Raw genomic sequence first — 14,577 nt, forward strand, 5'->3', positions numbered from 1 at the left:
TGAGCATCTGATTTCGCACTAAGGAGTCTCAATGAAAGTTGCTAAACGTCGCAGTGCCATGCTGGAAGCGGTTCATAGCGGCATTACTGATGTCGAGACCCTATGCGAACGGTTCAACATTTCTGAAGCTACTGTCCGAAGAGATCTATCGTCACTGGCCGACGAGGGCCACATCGTTCGGACTTATGGTGGCGCAGCGGCTGTGGTGGGCAAGCGCGAGCCGGAGCTGTCACTTATGCAACGGCAGCACGAGAGGGGAGATGTCAAAGCACGCTTAGCGCTTGCAGCGCTCGAACATATTGAGGATGGCGATACGCTACTGCTAGAAGGCGGTTCCACCACCACAGCGCTGGCCAAGCTGCTTGGTCAGCGCCGTGGGCTCCACGTATTCACCAACAACCTTGCCGCATTGCCCGCTTTGGCTGCTATCAGGGATTGCAAGGTTAGCTTTCTGGGTGGAGACCTTCGTGTGTCTAGTATGACGACCTATGGTGTGACTGCTCAAGCGGCGCTTGAGCGATTATCAGTCAATAAGCTGTTTATGAGCGCTGATGGAGTCGTGGCAGATCTTGGTCTGTGTGAGGCGAGCGCTGAGCAAGCTTATCTCAAAGAGATAATGATTCGACGAGCCCTTAGCGTTTATGTGCTAGCCGATTCGAGCAAGCTGGGTAGCGCGCGACAGCAACACTGGACACCGATGTTGAGCCAATGGACGTTGATTACGGATGACCAGGCAGGAGAAGACAGACTTGAGGCGTTCAAGCGTCGCCGAGCGGTGACGCTTGAGGTGATCAAACTTTAGTTATGGCTGAAGTAGGGAGTCAATCCATGCATGTGTTAGTTACTGGGTGTAGCTCAGGTATAGGTTTGGCCATTTGTCGGCATCTGCTTGACCAACGGTTCAAAGTTACTGGTATTTCTAGACGTTTACCTCCCATCGATAGTGAATTGTTTCATTGGGTTGCTGCCGACTTGAATGCGCTTCACTCGACTCGAATGGAGCTTGAGTCGAGATGTTTTGACGCCTTTGTGCATGCTGCAGGAGTCATGCATACAGGTGAGCTCCAAGCCTTTGACCATGATTTGGCCCAGCAGATGTGGAAACTCCACGTCGAGGTGCCAGCCCTACTCGTTCGGCAGTTGATGATTGAGCAGGCGCCTTTAAAACGCATCATTTTGGTTGGAAGCCGGACACAGCAGGGGGCATTAGGTAAAAGCGCCTATGCGGCATCTAAAGCGGCTCAGCAGGGCTTGATACGCTCATGGGCAATGGAGCTTGTAGAGCATCAAACAACGGTTAACTTGGTTGCTCCAGGTGCCACACGTACCCCGATGCTGGCTGATCCAAAGCGAGAGGGGGTGGCGCCAAGACTACCTCCAATGGGGCGTTTTATCGAGCCAGAAGAAATAGCAGCGATTACTGCATTTTTACTCGGCGACTCTGCTCGTTCTATCACGGGGCAAACGTTAACCGTTTGCGCGGGCAGTTCCCTCTAAGTAGTCTTATACATTCCTCATTCACAGCGGCGTCTTGCTCATCCTGCCCGGTACTTCTCGCACCAGCCTGGGCATCAGGAAGCCGGGCAGGTGTTCGAGCAACTGCTGGACCAGCGCTTTGGCGCGTTCGTCGGTGACGTCGTAGTGGGCTGCGCCTTGTACGGGGTCGAAGGCGTGCAGGTAATAGGGCAGTATCCCCGCCTCGAACAGTCGTTCGGAGAGCGTGGTCAGGGTCGTGACGTCATCGTTGATGTCGCGCAGCAGGACGCTCTGATTGAGCAGCGTGACGCCCGCCTGTTTGAGGCGCGCGCAGGCTGCGACCACGGCCTGGTCGATCTCGTTGGCGTGGTTGATGTGCAGCACCATTACCTTTTGCAGCCGGGTGTTGCCAAGCCAGCCCAGCAGATGGTCATCCACCCGGTCCGGGATGACCACCGGCAGGCGCGTATGCAGCCGCAGTCGCTGCAGGTGGGGAATCTCTTCCAGCTGCGCGACCAGCCAGCTCAATTGCCTGTCGTTGGCGGCCAGCGGGTCGCCGCCGGAGAGAATCACTTCCCGAATGGCGCTGTCCTGGCGGATATAGCCAAGGGCCTCCTGCCACTGGGCTCGCGAAGGCGCGTGCTCCTGGTAGGGAAAGTGGCGGCGAAAGCAGTAGCGGCAGTTGATGGCGCAGGCCGGGCTGGCGATCAACAGCACGCGGTTGGTGTATTTATGGATCAGGCCTTTGGCCGGGCGGTGCTCGGCTTCTTCCAGTGGGTCAGTGACATAGCCAGGCGGCGACAGGGCTTCTTCGGCCAGCGGCAGGACCTGGCGCAGCAGCGGGTCGCTGGGGTCGTTGGGCGCGATGCGTGACAGGTACGCCTCGGGCACGCAGATATCGAACAGGCGATGCCCCGCCTGGGCTTCTTGCTGCCACTGGGCGTCCAGGCCAAGGCGTTGGCAGAGGGTTTGCGGGTCGCGAATGGCGCGGGATAGTTGCCGTTGCCAGGAGGCGGGCGCCTCGTCGGATATCGAGTGACCGGCAATGATGATGTTCTCCTGCAAAAAGCCCTCCTTCGGGTTATCATGCGCGCACTTGGCTACAAGGTTAACGACGGCGAAGCAGGGCTGCGCGCGTCACCGACTGAAACACACCATAGAACCATTGAGAGGCAGTATGGCGAACTATTCTACCAATGAATTCAAAGCGGGTTTGAAAGTAATGCTCGATGGCGATCCTTGTTCGATCGTCGAGAACGAGCTGGTCAAGCCTGGCAAGGGTCAAGCGTTCAACCGCGTCAAGCTGCGAAACCTGATGACTGGCCGTGTCGGTGAGCGCACGTTCAAGTCTGGTGACTCGCTGGAAGGCGCTGACGTCATGGATCTGGAGATGGAGTACCTCTACACCGACGGTGACATGTGGCACTTCATGAAGACCGACGGCTCTTTCGAGCAGTACGCGGTAGAGAAAAAAGCACTGGGCGAGACCGAAAAGTGGCTCAAGGAGCAGGTGCCCTACACCCTGACGCTGTGGAACGACAAGGCGATCTCGGTCACGCCGCCCAACTTCATCGAGCTGGAAGTCGTCGAAACCGACCCCGGCCTGAAAGGCGATACTGCTCAGGGCGGCTCAAAGCCTGCTACGCTTTCCTCGGGTGCCGTGGTACGCGTACCGCTGTTCATCAACCAGGGCGAAGTGTTGAAGATCGACACCCGCTCCGGTGAGTACGTATCACGCGCTTGATCGGCGTCACTTGCAAGCGGTAAGCAAAGCCACGCACTCTGCGTGGCTTTATGTTGTCAGGGAGAAGGGAATGACGGCCAGTTGGCAGCCAACAGCCTCCATGGAGACGCTACGTGAGCGTGCGCGCCTGCTTGCGGCAGTGCGCCATTTTTTCGTATCACGCGATGTCATGGAAGTAGAGACCCCCGTCCTCGGGCAAGGGGGCAGTACCGATGTCAACCTCGTGTCGCTGGCGACGCGGGCACGCACGGACAAGGGCCAGCGCAAGCTGTGGCTACAAACCTCGCCGGAATTTCACATGAAGCGGCTTTTGGCGGCGGGAAGCGGGCCGATCTTTCAGCTGGCTCGGAGCTTTCGTGATGGAGAGGTGGGGTCGCGGCACAATATCGAATTCACCATGCTGGAGTGGTATCAGCCGGGCTATTCGCTCGCCCAGCTGATCGAAGAGACCACGGCGCTGGTCGCCCATGTGATGCCCAATGCTCCTGGGCCGGTGGTGCACTACCGCTACCGTGAGCTGTTTCATACGCATCTGGAAGTGGACCCTTTCACCACGTCGCTGGACACCTTGCGTCTGGTGGCGGCCGAGCGGGGCAGCATGCCCGCCAAGGCGCTGGCCGAGGAGGGGCGTGATACGTGCCTCGATCTGCTCATGGGCATGGTCATCGAGCCGCGCCTGGGCCAGCAGGAGCTGAGCGTGGTGGTGGATTATCCGGCCAGCCAGGCGGCACTCGCGCAGCGCCATCAGGATAGCGATGGGGAGTGGGTGGCGTCGCGGTTCGAGCTCTATCTGAACGGGGTCGAGCTGGCGAACGGCTACCATGAGCTGACCGATGCCGACGAACAGCGTCAGCGGTTTGCCCGCGATAACGAGGAGCGTCGTCGGTTGGGGCTGAGCGAAGTGGACGTGGACGAGCGGCTGCTGGCCGCGCTGGCCCATGGAATGCCTGCTGCCTCCGGTGTCGCGCTGGGCATCGACCGGTTGATACAGCAGGCCTTGGGCAAGGGGAAGCTGGAGGAAGTACTGGCGTTTGCTACCCCTGCCTGTTGAGGTTGGCCGTGCCGGGCGCTGGCTATGACGCCTGCGGTGTTGCCAGGGATTGGCCCATGGCCACCTTGGCGCCCAGCTCATGCTCGGCAAAGGTGATCGGCTTGGCGAAGCAGGTGACCACCGTGGAGCCCAGCTTGAAGCGGCCCATCTCGGCGCCTTTTTCGATCACGATGGGCTGGCCGAAGACCATCCGCTGGGGCGTGCCCGCCAGCGGGGTCACCTGGCCTGCCCAGACGGTCTCGATGGCGGCCACGATCATGGCACCCACCAGCACCATGGCCATCGGGCCGTGCTCGGTATCGAAGATACAGACCAGACGCTCATTGCGCGCAAACAGGCCAGGCACGTAGTTGGCGGTGGCCTGATTGACGGAGAACAGCCGCCCCGGCACGTAGATCATTTCGCGCAATGTGCCGGTCACCGGCATGTGCACGCGATGGTAATCCCGTGGGGAGAGGTACACGGTGGCAAAGCTGCCTGCCATGAACTCCTGGGCCAGCGCATCGTCCCCCCCCAGCAATGTATACACCGAATAGCGATGCCCCTTGGCTTGCACGATGTCGCCTGCGCACAGGCGGCCAAACTGCGAAAGGGTGCCGTCGGCCGGGCTGAGAATGCCGTCGCCCAGGGGGCGGGCATCGGGCTTCAGCGCCCGGGTGAAGAAGTCGTTGAACGTGGCGTAGGCGGTAGGGTCCGGTTCCAGTGCCTGGCTCATGTCCACGTCGAAGCGTTTGATGAACGCCTTGATGACGGCGTTCTTGACCCGTGGTTGATCGCACGCGGCGACCTTGCCCGTCAGCCGGGAAAGCGCGTGATGGGGCAGTGGGTACTGCAGTAGCGAAAAGGCTTTTTGAGAAACGGTCACAGTGGTGTCTTTGTCTCGATGTCGGTTGAGTGTCGTTGGCGCATGGCAGGCATCAGCGTTCGATGGGGGTATCGTTGCGATTGCCCCATTCGCCCCAGGAGCCCGCGTAGCCACGAATGTTGAAGCCCAGGGCCTTGCCCACCAGCCAGGTAAAGCTGCTGCGGTGGTGGCTTTGGCAGTGGGTGGCGATCTCCATGTCCGGTGTCAGGCCCAGCGCGCCCAGTTCGGTGATCAGTTCGGCGTAGTCGCGAATGCGCAGCGCGCGTTGACGATCCATGGCGTCTACCCAATCCATGTTCACCGCGCCGGGAATGTGGCCCAGGTGCTTGTTGTTGCCACGCTCACCGTCGTACTCGGCCTTCGAACGGGCATCCCAGATGGCGAACTGCTTGTCGTTCAGCTTGTCGAGAATCTCGTCGCGGCTGATGGCGGCCTGAGGATTGAGAATGTCGGCCTGATAGTCACTGGGCGTGGGGGCCGTGGGCTCGGTGCTCTCTTCGAGGCCCGCGTCGCGCCACGCATGAATGCCGCCATTCAGGTAGGAGTAGCGGGTATGGCCAATCAGCTCCAGCGTCCACAGCAGGCGAGCGGCCCAGCCGCCACCCTCGTCATCGTAGGCCACCACGTGGGTATCACGGGTCAGGCCCATGGCGCTGAACAGCTGCGAGAGAAATGCCACGGAAGGCACGTCGTTGGGGACCGGGCCCTCGCCGCGCATCAGATAGCGGTAGTCGAGGTAAATGGCGCCGGGCACGTGCCCCTGCCGGTAGCTGTCGCCATTCAGTGGCACATCGACGATCAAGAGCTGAGGGTCGCCCAGATGCTCGACGAGCTGTTCTGGTTCGACGATCAGTGGCAGCACGTTGGTTTCGGAAGAGTGGCTGTTGGTCATGGTCGGCTCCCTGTCCCTGCAATGAAAGTAATCTGAGCCATCGGCGTCAGCCGTCAGGCCTGGGTGTTCAGGCTATCCAGTATGCGTCGGTAGCTGGTAAAGCGCTCTGGGTGAATCTTGCCCGCCTCGACGGCATTCAGTAAAGCACAGCCGGGCTCATTGCGATGGCGGCAATCCCTGAAGCGGCATTGGCCCAGGTAGGGGTGAAACTCGATGAAGCCGTTGGTCACTTCCTGTTCATCGAGGTGCACCAGCCCGAATTCGCGGATGCCGGGGGAGTCGATCAGCTCGCCGTCGTGCACTTCGTCGCTGCGCATGGCGTAGAGCCTGGCGGTGGTGGTGGTATGAGTGCCCTTGCGCGAATCTTCCGAGAGGGCGCCGATGCGCAGGGTCTCGTCCGGCAGCAGCAGATCGATCAGCGAGGATTTGCCTACCCCGCTCTGGCCGACGAACACCGAGGTACGGCCCTCCAGCTGCTGACGCAGGGCGTTCAGGCCGTCAGGGTTGGCCGTGGTGGTACGCACCACCCGATAGCCCAGTTGGCGGTAACGCTCCAGCAGTTGGCCGAGTTCGCCACCGCCTTCCGGCAGCAGGTCGGTCTTGTTGAGCACCAGTACGGGCGTGATGCCGGTGGCCTCGGCGGCGACCAGGTAGCGGTCGATCAGGTTGGGGTGCGGCGCAGGCTCCACCGCAAAGACGATCAGCAGCTGGTCGATGTTGGCGGCAACCGGCTTGAGCTGCCCTCTGGCATCCGGGCGTTTGAGGATAGTGTCGCGCTCCTCCCGGGCCACCACGACGCCAGAGCCATCCTGACCCGCTCGCCAGATCACCCGGTCGCCGGTCACCAGCCCTTCCAGGTTGGCGCGCAGATGGCAGCGTACCGGGGTGCCGTCGGCATCGCGGACTTCCAGGGTGCGGCCGAAGTGGGCCATCACACGGCCTGGCTGTTCGGGACCATACTCCCCGGCGGAGAGTTTTTCGGCATCCCGCGCGTCGCGTTTTTCCGCCCGCTGAGCGCGCTCGGCCTGGATTTTTTCGACGCGCCACTGCTGCTGACGGCTTAATTTACGTTTGCTCATGACCACCCGAAGATCGTTACAATGGCAGGCATTGTAACCACCTGAGCCACCCACTGTCCCCTACGGGGTGCGGTGCAAGGCAATATAAGCGACACTTTTATGCACATCGCTCGTGTTGGAGCGACTTTGGCCAAGGAATGAGACGAATGAGTGAGCAAGCCGTCACCCCGCGCAGCGACCTGCTGGTATGGATCGATCTGGAGATGACCGGCCTGGAGCCGGACAAGGAGCGCATCATCGAAGTGGCCACGCTGATCACCGATGCGCATCTCAACGTGGTGGCCGAAGGGCCGGTGATTGCCGTCAAGCAGCCGGACAGCCTGCTGGCCGCCATGGATGAGTGGAACCAGAAAACCCACGGTGAGTCGGGGCTCGTGGCGCGGGTCAAGGCCAGCCAGGTGAGTACCGAAGAGGCCGAGCAGCAGACGCTGGCGTTTTTGAGCCGCTACGTGGTGCCCGGCACATCGCCCATGTGCGGCAACAGCATCCATCAGGATCGCCGCTTTCTGGAGCGCGAGATGCCCGCCCTGTGGAGCTTCTTCCACTACCGCAACCTGGATGTGTCCAGCGTCAAGGAACTGGCCAAGCGCTGGAACCCGAGCGCGCTGGAAGGGTTCAAGAAGCGCAACGTGCATTTGGCGATGGACGACATCAAGGAGTCGATTGCCGAGCTTGCCCACTATCGCAGCACCTTCCTGCGCGTGGCGCCCGGCAGCGACGAGCAGCGTTGATCCGCGCTGACGTTTTTCAGCCTTGCGTCGCGATGCGCGCTCCACGCTTCTGGTGCTGCTCTGCCAGTGCCCAGACCACGTGCTCGCGGACCAGCGCGCTGGGGTAGGCGCGGCGTGCCCACAGGGCGGCTTCGACGTCACGGCTCCAGGGCGCATTGCCCAGGCCCACCGCCAGGTTGCGTAGCCAGCGCTCGTAGCCGATGCGGCGTATCGGGCTCCCGGCGGTCTTGTCGAGAAACTCCGCCTCGCTCCAGCCGAACAGAGTGACGAGCGAGGCGCGGTCGAGATCGTGACGCGGAGCAAAATCCTGCTCCTGGGTCGGGCGTGTGAAGCGGGTAAACGGGCAGACCAGCTGGCAGTCATCGCACCCATAGACACGGTTGCCCATGGCCCGGCGGTACTCCACGGGGATCGCGCCGTGCAGTTCGATGGTCAGGTAGGAGACGCATTTGCGCGAATCGACGACCTTGTCATCGACGATGGCGCCGGTGGGGCAGGCCGTGCGGCAGGCGCTGCAGCTGCCGCAGTGCTCTCGCTCGAAGGGCGGGTCCACGGGCAGGGGCAGGTCGGTATACAGCTCGCCGAGAAAGAACAGCGAGCCAGCCTGGGGGTTGAGCAGCATGGCGTTCTTGCCAAACCAGCCAAGCCCTGCCTTCTGGGCCAGGGCACGCTCCATGACCGGGGCCGAGTCGACGAAAGCGCGAAAGCCAAAGGCGCCTACCTCTTGCTCGATCTGCCGTGCCAGCTGGGCCAGCCGTTTGCGCATCAGTTTGTGGTAGTCGCGCCCCAGGGCATAGCGCGATACATAGGCACGCTGGGGCTGCCCCAGTACTTTGGTGGTGGCAACGTCGGCGGGCAGGTAGTCCATGCGCACGCTGATCACCCGCTGTGTGCCGGGTTCCAGCTCGGCCGGGCGGGTGCGCTTGGTGCCGTGCTTGGCCATGAAGCCCATGTCGCCGTGGTAGCCCTGTTCCAGCCAGCGCTCGAGATGGCGCTCGTGGACGGCAAGATCGGTATCGGTGATGCCGACCTGCTGAAAGCCCAGCTCGCGCCCCCAGCGCTTGATCCGCTCGGCGAGTTGCTGGAGTTGCTCGGCAGAGAGTGAAAAATCAGAGGAAGGTGGCATGGTTGATCAACGTTGGCGCGACAGGCGCGCTATGCTAACCCATTACGCTTTCATACGACATGCACGGTGCTGCCGTGTCACCACGACGGCAGCGCCCCGGCACATGGCAACCGCTAAGGAGAGACCGTGTCCACACTGAGTACCTCATCGCTACGCCCTTTGTACAAGGCGGCCCAGGTGCGTGAGCTGGATCGACGCACCATTGCCAGTGGCATCGACAGCTTCGCGCTGATGCAGCGCGCGGCTTCCAGTGCCTGGCACAGTTTTCGCTCGCGCTGGCCTCAGGCCCGCAGCGTCACGGTGCTGTGTGGAAGCGGCAACAACGGGGGCGATGGCCACGTGCTGGCGGCCCTGGCCATGCAGGCAGGGCTCAAGGTTCAGCGGCTTTCGACCAAACCCCTGGAAGCGCTCACGGGGGACGTTGCCAAGGCGGCAGGGCTGGCATCGGCCGCCGGGGTGGGATTCGACGAGTGGCAGCCCGCCACGACGCTGGTGGGGGAAGTGATCGTCGATGCCCTGCTGGGTACCGGGCTTGCCGGTGAGCCCCAGGGCAACATCCGCCAGGCCATCGAGGCCATCAATGGTGCGCACCAGCCAGTGCTGGCGCTGGACATCCCCTCGGGTCTGTCGGCGGATAGCGGGGCCGTGCTGGGCAGTGCGGTGGTGGCGGATGGCACCGTTACCTTCATTGGCGACAAGGTCGGGCTGCATACCGGCGACGCGCCTGCCTATACCGGCGAGATCGATTTTCGCCCGCTGGGCGTGAAGGCTCAGGCCTTTTTCGATATTCCGCCCACGGCCTGGCGACTGGATGAAGCGCTGCTGGCCGACGCCTTTGCACCGCGTTCGCGGATCAGCCACAAGGGCAATCTGGGGCATGTGCTGGTCATGGGCGGCGCGCCCGGCTTTGGTGGAGCCGCCTTGCTGGCCGCCCAGGCCGCGGCGCGGCTAGGCGCGGGCAAGGTCACCCTGGCGACGGCCGAGGAGCACATTACCGCCAGTTTGGTGCGCTGCCCGGAAGTCATGGCCCGAGCCGTGCGTGGCGGGGCGGAGGCCGTCGGACTGCCGGACACCGCCGATGTGGTGGTGATTGGCCCAGGCCTGGGGCAGGGCGCCTGGGGGCAGGCGCTGTTGCAAAGTGCACTGCAGGGGGCGACGCCGTTGGTGGTGGATGCCGATGCCCTGAACCTGCTGGCCAGCCGCTGGCCTGACGTGCGCCGCGATGACTGGATACTGACCCCGCATCCGGGGGAAGCCGCGCGACTGCTGGGGTGCACGGTGGCCGAGGTACAGGCGGATCGCCCTGAGGCGGCGCGGGCCTTGCAGCGTGCCCGTGGCGGCGTGGTGATCTTGAAAGGGGCAGGCAGCCTGATCGTCGGCCCCAGTGGGCTGGTGGTATGCCCATACGGGAATCCCGGCATGGCCAGCGGCGGCATGGGTGACGTGCTGAGCGGCATGCTGGGAGCCTTGGCAGGCCAGCATGATCGCCTGGAGTGGAGCGCCTGGCTGGGCGTGATGGTACACGGCCTGGCGGGCGATGCCGCCGCGAAAGCCAGCGGAGAGCGTGGCCTGTTGGCAAGTGATCTGGCATCCTATGCACGAGCGTTTATCAACCCGTGAAGGCAGCCCACATGCAGGTGCAATCAAGTGACGAAATGGCCCACGTTGCCTTTGGAGAAGCGCTGGGCAAGGCGCTGGAAGGTCGCGGGCGAGTGTATCTCGAAGGCGACCTGGGGGCAGGCAAGACGACGCTGACGCGAGGCATCTTGCGTGCCTATGGTTATCAGGGGGCGGTCAAAAGTCCCACGTATACCCTGGTAGAGCCTTACGAGCTAGGCGAGCAGCGGATTTATCACCTGGATCTTTACCGCCTTGCCGACCCGGAAGAGCTGGAGTTCATCGGCGGCCGAGAGGTGCTGTCCGACCAGGCCTTGTGCCTGGTGGAGTGGCCCAGTCAGGGCGCTGGCTGGCTGCCCGCGCCCGATCTGTGGATACGCTTGCAGGTGGCGTCACCCGGCCGCCTGCTGTCATTAAGTGCCGAGACGCCGCATGGAGTTGCGGTGTTGGCTCAGCTCGAAACGCTGTCGGCTGAACAGCAACAGGAGTGTGGTGTGGTTCAATGGACATGAGACAGTCATTGGCTGCCTGGGCCGGCAGGCTGGCTACCGGGTGCGCGCTGCTCTTGATGAGCGGTGCATCGTTGCAGGCGGCGACCATCGAGAGCATGCGCCTGTGGGCGGCCCCCGATCATGCGCGGCTGGTGTTCGATTTGACCGCCGCTGCGCAGGCTAATGTGTTTACCCTGGACAATCCGGCGCGGCTGGTCATCGACCTCGACGACAGCCAGCTCGATACCGATGTCTCGACGCTGCCCCTGGAGGGCAGCGCGATTTCCGCCGTGCGCACGGGCTCCCGAGATGGTGGCGGCCTGCGCGTGGTGCTGGAGCTCAATCGCGATATTTCCCCGCGTCATTTTACCCTGCCGCCCAACGACCAGTACGGTCATCGGCTGGTGGTGGATCTGGAGTACCCCGGTGAAAGTGCCGTCGAAAACCCCATCGACCCCATCGAGGCGATGATCCGCGACCAGGAGATCATGGCGCAGCGTAGTGCCCAGGCCCAGCAGGCAGATGTGCCCAGTGCGGTGGCCGAGGTGCCAGAAGCACCCACCCAGCCGGTCGAGGTTCAGCCTGCGCAGCCCCACCCGCGCCGCGACATCATCATCGCCATCGATGCCGGGCACGGAGGGGAAGACCCTGGTGCCATCGGGCCTGCCGGTACTCGGGAGAAGGACGTGGTACTGGAGATAGCCCGTCGCCTGGCCGCCGATGTCAATCGAACCGAAGGCTTCAAGGCCGTGCTGATTCGTGACGGTGACTACTATCTTGGCCTGCGCCAGCGTACCCAGCTGGCCCGAGAGCAGAAAGCCGATTTCTTCGTCTCCATCCATGCGGATGCCTTCACCAGCCCCCGGCCGCAAGGCAGCTCGGTGTATGCGCTTTCCCAGCGGGGTGCCACCTCGGAAACCGCTCAGTGGCTGGCCGACAGCGAAAACCGCGCCGACCTGATAGGCGGCGTCGACGGCAGTCTGTCGCTGCGCGACAAGGACCAGGTGCTGCGTGGCGTACTGCTCGACCTGACCATGACCGCCACGCTCAACGACTCGCTCTCCATCGGTGGGCAGGTGCTGGAGCAGTTGGGTCGGGTGAATCGACTCCACAAGAGTCGCGTGGAGCAGGCCGGTTTCATGGTACTCAAGTCGCCGGACATTCCGTCGCTGCTGATCGAGGTGGGCTTCATTTCCAATCCCGACGAAGAGCGACGGCTACGCGACCCGGTGCATCAGCAAGGCCTGTCGACGGCGATTTTCAGCGGCCTGCGCGAGCATTTTCAGAGCAACCCGCCACCGGCCAGTCTGCTGGCCTGGCAGCGCGACAATCAGCGCCGCCCCACGGGCAACGAATACCGTATCCAGTCTGGCGATACCTTGTCGGCCATCGCGATTCGCCACGGCGTGCCGGTGAACCAGCTCAAGCAGGCCAATGACCTGAACGGCGACGTGATTCGTGTGGGTCAGGTGCTGCGCATTCCCAGCTCTTGAAACGGATGACGAGCAGGCCGAGACAACGGCGCTATGGAAACGAAGCAACGGAAACAGGTGAGGTGAAGGTTGGCTGAATTGACTTCTGCCGCTGGGCGGATACAGGTACTGGACCCCCGTCTGGCGAACCAGATTGCGGCCGGAGAAGTAGTCGAGCGGCCTTCGTCGGTGGCCAAGGAGTTGATTGAAAACGCCATCGATGCGGGTAGCCAGCGTATCGAGGTGGATATCGAGCAGGGCGGCGCCCGCTTGATCAAGATTCGCGACGACGGCATCGGTATCGGCGAGCAGGACCTGCCGCTGGCCCTGGCGCGTCATGCCACCAGCAAGATCACCAGCCTGGAAGATCTCGAAGGCGTCAGTTCGCTGGGGTTTCGTGGGGAGGCGCTGGCCTCCATCAGCTCGGTCTCCCGGTTGGAGCTGGTATCCAATGCTGAAGACGATCCCCGCCAAGGGTGGCGGGTAGTGGCGGAAGGGCGTGGCATGGAGGCCAAAGTGACGCCTGCGCCGCACCCGCGTGGCACCAGCGTGGCGGTGCGTGATTTGTTCTTCAATACGCCAGCCAGACGCAAGTTCCTGCGCACCGAGAAGACCGAGTTCGCCCATGTGGAAGAGGCGTTCCGCCGGCAGGCCTTGTCGCGTTACGATATTGGCTGGGTGCTGCGCCATAATCAGAAAGTGGTGCATCAACTGCCGCCCGGCGATACCGCCGCCGCGCGAGAGCGGCGCATCGCTTCGCTGCTGGGCAAGAACTTCATCGAGCATGCCCGCTACATCGAGCGGGAAGCCGGCGGGCTAAGGCTCAGTGGCTGGGTAGGCCTGCCGACGCACTCGCGCTCCCAGGCGGACCAGCAGTACTTCTTCGTCAATGGGCGCGTCGTGCGCGACCGGCTGGTGGCCCACGCGGTGCGTCAGGCCTACCGAGACGTGCTCTACAACGGTCGGCATCCGGTCTTCGTGCTCTACCTGGAGCTGGACCCGGACGTGGTGGACGTCAACGTTCACCCCACCAAGCATGAAGTGCGCTTTCGCGATGGGCGCATGGTGCACGATTTTCTCTACTCCAGCCTGCATCACTGCCTGGCGGTGTCTCGGCCCAGTGAAGGTGCCGAGCCCGAGGCTGACCAAGCCCCGCAAGCCGAGTCGATTACGTCTGATGCCGAGCCGCCTGCGGCCCCGGCGCCACGCTGGCAGCAGCAGGGCATGGCGTTGGCGGAGAGTGAGCGTCGCCACCCAGGAGCCGAGCGGGTGCGGCGGTTCATGCAGGGCTATCAGGCGCTTCACCCCGACCATGAAGAGACGCTGCTGTCGCCTCAGCCCAGCCCGCCAACGGCCACGATGCCTGAAGTCCATCAGGTGCGCGAGGCGCCGCCCGTCATGCCCCAGGAGGATGCCACGGCCGCGCCGCCGCTCGGGTTCGCGCTGGGTCAGCTGCATGGTGTTTATATTCTGGCTCAGAACGCCCAGGGGCTGGTGCTGGTGGATATGCATGCAGCCCATGAGCGCATCGTCTATGAGCGCATGAAGCAGCAGTGGTCTGCCGCGCAGGGGATCGATGCTCAGCCGCTGCTGGTGCCGGTGTCGCTGGCCGCCAGCCGCAGCGAAGTGGCGACGGCCGAAAGCGAGCGCGAGGCCATTGCGCAGCTAGGTATCGAGCTGGACGTGGCAGGGCCGGAAACGCTGCTGGTTCGCCAGTTGCCAGCCCTGCTGGCCCAGGCAGACCCCGAGGCACTGGTGCGTGAAATGCTGGAGGAGCTGTCGCGCTTTGGCCGCACCCATCAGGTAGAGGCGCGCATTCACGAGCTGCTCTCCACCATGGCTTGCCATGGCAGCGTGCGCGCCAATCGCCGCCTGACCCTGGATGAAATGAATGCGCTGCTGCGCGACATGGAGCGCACCGAGCGTAGCGACCAGTGTAACCATGGTCGCCCCACCTGGACGCAAATGAACATGAAGGCGCTCGATCGTCTGTTCTTGCGTGGCCAGTAGCCTTGAGACACCCCCTATGAACC

General features: G+C 62.9%; 14 protein-coding genes. 9 read left to right on the plus strand and 5 right to left on the minus strand.

The genetic code is table 11. The features are described 5' to 3' along the window. The first annotated feature begins 31 nt into the window (after positions 1–31). Positions 32–802, plus strand: a complete 771-nt coding sequence (locus tag LG409_RS06720) for a DeoR/GlpR family DNA-binding transcription regulator (protein WP_227407897.1) — start codon at positions 32–34, stop codon at positions 800–802. Positions 803–828: 26 nt separating this feature from the next. Continuing rightward, positions 829–1,497 carry an SDR family oxidoreductase gene (locus tag LG409_RS06725; RefSeq protein WP_227407898.1) on the plus strand — a complete coding sequence of 223 codons (669 nt, stop codon included), beginning with the start codon at positions 829–831 and terminating at the stop codon, positions 1,495–1,497. Between the two features lie 21 nt (positions 1,498–1,518). Here the strand turns inward: LG409_RS06725 and epmB are convergent, their stop codons facing one another. Further along, a complete protein-coding gene (epmB, locus tag LG409_RS06730) occupies positions 1,519–2,541 on the minus strand; it encodes an EF-P beta-lysylation protein EpmB (RefSeq protein ID WP_227407899.1) in 1,023 nt (340 codons plus the stop codon). A gap of 112 nt (positions 2,542–2,653) precedes the next feature. Between epmB and efp the strand changes: the two genes are divergently transcribed. Continuing rightward, positions 2,654–3,220, plus strand: coding sequence for an elongation factor P (gene efp / locus LG409_RS06735; RefSeq protein WP_016913434.1), 567 nt, complete (start codon positions 2,654–2,656; stop codon positions 3,218–3,220). 70 nt (positions 3,221–3,290) lie between these two features. Further along, a complete protein-coding gene (gene epmA, locus LG409_RS06740; RefSeq protein WP_016913435.1) occupies positions 3,291–4,271 on the plus strand; it encodes an EF-P lysine aminoacylase EpmA in 981 nt (326 codons plus the stop codon). Between the two features lie 22 nt (positions 4,272–4,293). On the opposite strand, the gene asd is transcribed toward epmA, so the two are convergent. From asd to rsgA, 3 genes are read right to left on the minus strand one after another with little or no spacing between them, the layout of a single operon-like run. After that, entirely contained in the window at positions 4,294–5,136 is an 843-nt protein-coding gene (asd, locus tag LG409_RS06745; RefSeq protein ID WP_227407900.1) for an archaetidylserine decarboxylase, read from the minus strand. 52 nt (positions 5,137–5,188) lie between these two features. Continuing rightward, a complete protein-coding gene (locus tag LG409_RS06750; protein WP_227407901.1) occupies positions 5,189–6,028 on the minus strand; it encodes a sulfurtransferase in 840 nt (279 codons plus the stop codon). A gap of 53 nt (positions 6,029–6,081) precedes the next feature. Next, a complete protein-coding gene (gene rsgA / locus LG409_RS06755) occupies positions 6,082–7,107 on the minus strand; it encodes a small ribosomal subunit biogenesis GTPase RsgA (RefSeq protein ID WP_026001635.1) in 1,026 nt (341 codons plus the stop codon). Positions 7,108–7,253: 146 nt separating this feature from the next. Here rsgA and orn point away from each other — a divergent pair, with 146 nt between their 5' ends. Continuing rightward, positions 7,254–7,838: an oligoribonuclease gene (gene orn, locus LG409_RS06760; protein WP_227407902.1), complete on the plus strand. Its 585-nt coding sequence runs from the start codon at positions 7,254–7,256 to the stop codon at positions 7,836–7,838. A 16-nt stretch (positions 7,839–7,854) separates the two neighbouring features. On the opposite strand, the gene queG is transcribed toward orn, so the two are convergent. Further along, entirely contained in the window at positions 7,855–8,964 is a 1,110-nt protein-coding gene (gene queG, locus LG409_RS06765) for a tRNA epoxyqueuosine(34) reductase QueG (RefSeq protein ID WP_227407903.1), read from the minus strand. A gap of 126 nt (positions 8,965–9,090) precedes the next feature. Here queG and LG409_RS06770 point away from each other — a divergent pair, with 126 nt between their 5' ends. The 4 genes from LG409_RS06770 (at position 9,091) to mutL (ending at position 14,554) form a co-directional block, all read left to right on the plus strand. Further along, positions 9,091–10,584: an NAD(P)H-hydrate dehydratase gene (locus tag LG409_RS06770; protein WP_227407904.1), complete on the plus strand. Its 1,494-nt coding sequence runs from the start codon at positions 9,091–9,093 to the stop codon at positions 10,582–10,584. An 11-nt stretch (positions 10,585–10,595) separates the two neighbouring features. After that, positions 10,596–11,093 (plus strand): tRNA (adenosine(37)-N6)-threonylcarbamoyltransferase complex ATPase subunit type 1 TsaE, encoded by a 498-nt coding sequence (gene tsaE / locus LG409_RS06775; protein WP_227407905.1) that lies wholly within the window; start codon positions 10,596–10,598, stop codon positions 11,091–11,093. Beyond that, entirely contained in the window at positions 11,084–12,565 is a 1,482-nt protein-coding gene (locus tag LG409_RS06780) for an N-acetylmuramoyl-L-alanine amidase (protein WP_446719092.1), read from the plus strand. Before tsaE ends, LG409_RS06780 begins: the two co-directional genes overlap by 10 nt. A 78-nt stretch (positions 12,566–12,643) precedes the next feature. Next, entirely contained in the window at positions 12,644–14,554 is a 1,911-nt protein-coding gene (gene mutL, locus LG409_RS06785; RefSeq protein WP_227408096.1) for a DNA mismatch repair endonuclease MutL, read from the plus strand. The last annotated feature ends 23 nt before the right edge of the window (positions 14,555–14,577 follow it).

The sequence above is a fragment of the Halomonas sp. NyZ770 genome, assembly GCF_020616575.1.
GTDB lineage: Bacteria > Pseudomonadota > Gammaproteobacteria > Pseudomonadales > Halomonadaceae > Vreelandella > Vreelandella hamiltonii.

Excerpts from the sequence above, each read along its gene's own strand:
- LG409_RS06780 (WP_446719092.1), top strand. The coding sequence starts at position 11,084 with ATGGACATGAGACAGTCATTGGCTGCCTGGGCCGGCAGGCTGGCTACC.
- queG (WP_227407903.1), bottom strand. The coding sequence starts at position 8,964 with ATGCCACCTTCCTCTGATTTTTCACTCTCTGCCGAGCAACTCCAGCAA.
- rsgA (WP_026001635.1), bottom strand. The coding sequence starts at position 7,107 with ATGAGCAAACGTAAATTAAGCCGTCAGCAGCAGTGGCGCGTCGAAAAA.
- epmA (WP_016913435.1), top strand. The coding sequence starts at position 3,291 with ATGACGGCCAGTTGGCAGCCAACAGCCTCCATGGAGACGCTACGTGAG.
- orn (WP_227407902.1), top strand. The coding sequence starts at position 7,254 with ATGAGTGAGCAAGCCGTCACCCCGCGCAGCGACCTGCTGGTATGGATC.
- LG409_RS06725 (WP_227407898.1), top strand. The coding sequence starts at position 829 with ATGCATGTGTTAGTTACTGGGTGTAGCTCAGGTATAGGTTTGGCCATT.
- efp (WP_016913434.1), top strand. The coding sequence starts at position 2,654 with ATGGCGAACTATTCTACCAATGAATTCAAAGCGGGTTTGAAAGTAATG.
- LG409_RS06750 (WP_227407901.1), bottom strand. The coding sequence starts at position 6,028 with ATGACCAACAGCCACTCTTCCGAAACCAACGTGCTGCCACTGATCGTC.
- tsaE (WP_227407905.1), top strand. The coding sequence starts at position 10,596 with ATGCAGGTGCAATCAAGTGACGAAATGGCCCACGTTGCCTTTGGAGAA.
- LG409_RS06720 (WP_227407897.1), top strand. The coding sequence starts at position 32 with ATGAAAGTTGCTAAACGTCGCAGTGCCATGCTGGAAGCGGTTCATAGC.